Below are 4,532 nucleotides of genomic sequence, written 5' to 3'. Positions count from 1 at the left end.
AGAAGTTTTCTAAATAAATAAAAATCTATCTGGAGATAAATTACTAAAAATTGCAAACTAGCTTAGGGTGTATAGAGCCTTTGCAATAAGTATTGGTTATTCCAAAACATTTTCATGCCCCATATTCGTTATTCCCACTTACTGCGTTATGGCATTGTTGTATTAATTGTCGCACTTGCATTAGTGCTGATGTTGATGCTAGACCCCTGGTTAAGCATGAAGGAAACTCCTTTCTTGCTGTTTTTTAGCGCTGTAATGGTGAGTGCTTGGTATGGTGGTTTGAAATCAGGGCTGTTAGCAACCGGCTTGTCTGCATTCCTAAGTAGTTACTTCTTTCTCCTCCCAGCTAATGATCTGAGTTTTGACTTATCCAATTTTCTGCGAATTGGATTGTTTGCATTACAAGGATTGCTCTTTAGTATCTTATGTGAGAGATTAAAGACTGATAAAAACCGGGCTGATGGAAATCTCCAAAAACTCAGAGTTTGTGAGGAGCGATTTCGATTAGCGTTAAGTAGTTCAGATATCGTAGTATTTCAGCACGATCGCGATTTGCGATATCAGTGGATTTATAATCTTCAAGGTCTAAACACTGCTGAGGAAATGCTGGGTAAGTCAGATGATGAATTATTTCCAGCCTTAGTAGCAAAGCAATTGAGAGCAATTAAGCAGAAAGTACTAGAAACTGGTATTTCAACCCGTGAAGAGGTTTATCTGACAATTGGTGGAGAAAATGGTTACTACGATTTGCTGGTTGAACCATTAAGGGATGTAGACAATAGCATTCAAGGTATTATCTGTGTAAGTGTAAATATTACTGAGCGCAAACAGGCTGAAGAAAGACTTGGCTATATTGCCCAAATTAGTAGTTTACTCTCTACTTCGCTAGATTACGAAGAAACCTTAGAACAGATCGCTAAAATATCAGTTCCCCAGCTTGCTGATTGGTGTAGCGTTAATATTTTAAATGAAGATGGTTCCATTCGCCGCCTACCCATTGCCCATGCAGACCCATCCAAAGCGGAGTTAGCGCGTAAACTTCAGGAGTATGTCATAGATTACAAGGGTGCAAGTGCAATTACTAAAGTACTGCAAACTGGGCAAAGTGAATTAATCTCAGATATCTCTGACTCGCTATTAGTGGCAAGTACTCAGAATGAAGAACACTTAGAACTTGTTCGGCAATTGGGGATGAAGTCTGTGATGATTGTGCCGTTAATCGCACAAGGGCGAGTCTTCGGAACTATTAGCTTTATCAGCACCCAATCAGACTGTCGCTACGATCGCACTGACCTAACTTTAGCAACAGATATTAGCCATCGTGCTGCCTTAGCAGTGGAAAATGCCCGACTTTATCGAGATATCCAGCAGGCTTTAGTCCATTATGCCGAATCTCTATCTCTTCTAGATGCGCTCTTAGCAGCTGCTCCCGTTGCGGTATGCTTTTTGGATCGGGAACTGCGATATATCCGAATTAATCAAGTTTTCGCTGACATTAACGGTTTGACCATAGAAGAACATCTAGGACGCAAATTTGGGGAAGTATTGCCAGCGATGGCGCCTGAGTTTGAGCTACAGTTACAGCGCGTCTTGGATACTGGAGAACCCCTACTCAATGTAGAAATCAGTAGAAACACAAGGGAACAACCAGAACGTTATAGCTACTGGCTGGGTAACTATTACCCGGTCAACAACGCAATGGGAGAAAGGATAGGGATTGGGATTATTTTGGCAGATGTGACAGCAGCAAAGCAAACAGAAGTTGCCTTACGAGAAAGCGAAGAAAGGTTCCGGGCAATGTTCAACCAGGCAGCTGTTGGCATTACTTTAGTAGGGTTGGATGGACGATTTCTTCAAGTTAATTCTGCCTTGTGCGAAATTACTGGGTATAGCCATGAAGAGTTAATCCAATTAAACTTTGAGGAAATTACCCACCCTGACGATTTAGAAATTGATTGGGAAAATGCTCGGCAAGTTTTAGCAAAAGAAATTAGTGGTTATTCTCTAGAGAAACGCTACATCCGCAAAGATGGTTCTATTGTTTGGGTAAATTTAACTTCATCAGTAGTTTGGGATGATAACGGACAACCAAAGTATGCTTTAGGCATTATTGAAGATATTAGCGAACGGCTTGCCGCGCTGCACGAACAGCAAGCTGCGCTGCGCGAACGCCGACGAGTTGAAGCCACACAACAGTTTTTAGTTGAAGCCAGTACCTTACTAGCTGCCTCATTCGATTATGAAATCGCCTTGGAAAGTGTGGCTAATCTAGCAGTTCCAACCTTAGCCGACTGGTGTATTGTAGATGTTTTCCAGGAAGATTGGTCAAGTAAACAAATTGCGATCGCAATTGCCGATCCCACAAAACAAAGTATTTTAGACGAAATCCGACGGCGTTATCCACCCAAAACCAAAACAAAACAGCTTGTAGAGCAGCTAGAATTGGGAATCTCTATCTTTTATCCCCAATTATCTGACTACAATTTTGTACAGATGGCTCAAAATGAGGAACATCTGCAATTGCTGCGAAGCCTGGGTATTCGTTCTTTAATGGTGATTCCAGTTCGTTCCCGTGGGCAATTATTTGGAGCAATCTCTTTTTTTACAGCCGAGTCAGGTCGGCACTATCAACAGACAGACTTGGCTTTAGCAGAGGATATTGCTCGTCGGGCTGCAATAGCGATCGACAACGCAAAACTATACCAGGAAAGTGAACGGTCTGTCAATCGCACCATACTTTTGCAAAGAATAACTGCTGCCTTCTCGGAAGCCTTAACTCCCCAACAGGTAGCCGATGTAGTGGTGAACCAAGGCATTACCGCCTTGGAAGCTACTGGTGGTTCCGTTGTCTTACTTACTGAGGGAGGTACTACCCTAAAAGTTGTGCAAGCAATTGGCTATCCGCAAACACTTATAAATACTTGGGCAACTTTTCCCATCACAGCACCTAACCAAATAGCAGAAACAGTCAGAACTGGGCAGCCGATTTTTTTAGAAAATTTAGCAGCCATGATTGCTAGATATCCCGACTTAGCAGATATTGTGACTGTTATAGCAAATAATGCCTGGGCTTCTATTCCCTTGGTAGCAGAAGGTAAAGTAATTGGGGCTTTGGGATTCAGCTTTCCTATTGGACAAATATTTAATGAAGAAGACCGGGGATTTATGTTGACACTGGGACAGCAGTGTGCTCAAGCGATCGCCCGCGCTCAACTTTACGAAGCCGAAAAAACTGCAAGGGCACAAGCCGAGACAGCCAACCGGATTAAAGATGAATTTCTCGCTGTCCTTTCCCATGAACTTAGAACTCCCCTAAATCCGATTTTAGGATGGGCGAAGTTACTCAGAACCCGCAAGTTTGACGAAGCCACAAGAATCCGGGCATTGGAAACAATCGAGCGTAATGCCAAGTTACAAACCCAACTGATTGGAGATTTACTTGATGTTTCGCGGATTTTACAAGGTAAAGTCAGGTTAAATCTTTATGCAGTGGATTTGAAAGTAGCGATCGCATCTGCACTAGAAACGGTGCGTTTAGCAGCAGAAGCCAAATCAATTGAAATAAAAACGGTGCTAAGTCCTGATATCGGCAAGGTTTTGGGTGATGGCGATCGCTTGCAACAAGTAATGTGGAATCTCCTTTCCAATGCCGTTAAATTCACACCCACAGAAGGACGAGTAGAAGTGCGTCTAGAGCAAGTTGGGTTAGAAGCCCAAATTCAGGTGATTGATACAGGTAAGGGAATCATGCTGGAATTTTTGCCCTACGTCTTTGATTACTTCCGACAAGCAGATGCCAAGACAACCAGGATATTTGGCGGGCTGGGATTAGGGCTAGCAATTGTGCGTCATCTAGTAGAACTTCACGGTGGTACAGTTCAGGCAGAGAGTCTGGGAGAAGGACAAGGAGCTACTTTTACAGTCAGACTACCTTTGCTGAAAAATTCTGAATTGCGAGTTGAAAGTGATGAAGCTTCTCAACCAGAACTTAGTACTGACGACACATTACTTGCTGGAGTCCAAATCTTGCTTGTGGACGATCAAGCTGATGTGCGAGAGTTTTTTAGCTTTGCGCTAGAACAATATGGCGCAACTGTAACATTAGCTGAATCAGCAAGTGAAGCGCTGGAAATACTAACTCAATCAAAGCCAGATATCCTGTTAAGCGATATTGGAATGCCCTTAATGGATGGCTATATGCTGCTGCGCGAAGTGAGAAAATTACCGCCAGAGCAAGGTGGGCAAATTCCTGCGATCGCATTGACAGCTTATGCTGGAGAGATTAACTACAACCAAGCAATGGCAGCAGGATTTCAAAAACACCTACCGAAACCCGTCGATCCAGCAGAATTAGCTAGTGCGATCGTTAATCTTATCGGACAGAATTAATTTTGAAGCAGCCAGAAGGCAGAAGGCAGGAGGAAAGAAAGAGTTTTTGAGAAAACTTTCTGTTAAAACCTGATATCATGTCCGCCTAATTAGTTACGATTTCCACAGTCATTTCACCCCACCCCCAACCCCTCCCCGCAGGC

The 4,532-nt window shown here is 43.1% G+C and carries 1 protein-coding gene; it reads left to right on the top strand.

Annotated elements, in window-relative coordinates:
• The first annotated feature begins 114 nt into the window (after positions 1 to 114).
• Positions 115 to 4,389, top strand: coding sequence for a PAS domain S-box protein (locus VE944_RS12910; protein ID WP_324977575.1), 4,275 nt, complete (start codon positions 115 to 117; stop codon positions 4,387 to 4,389).
• Positions 4,390 to 4,532 lie beyond the last annotated feature (143 nt).

This window comes from Nostoc sp. (genome assembly GCF_035638895.1).
In the GTDB taxonomy this organism is placed as follows: domain Bacteria; phylum Cyanobacteriota; class Cyanobacteriia; order Cyanobacteriales; family Nostocaceae; genus Nostoc.
The sequence above is the reverse complement of the archived record's forward strand: the minus strand, read 5'-3'. Positions and strand labels throughout refer to the sequence as shown.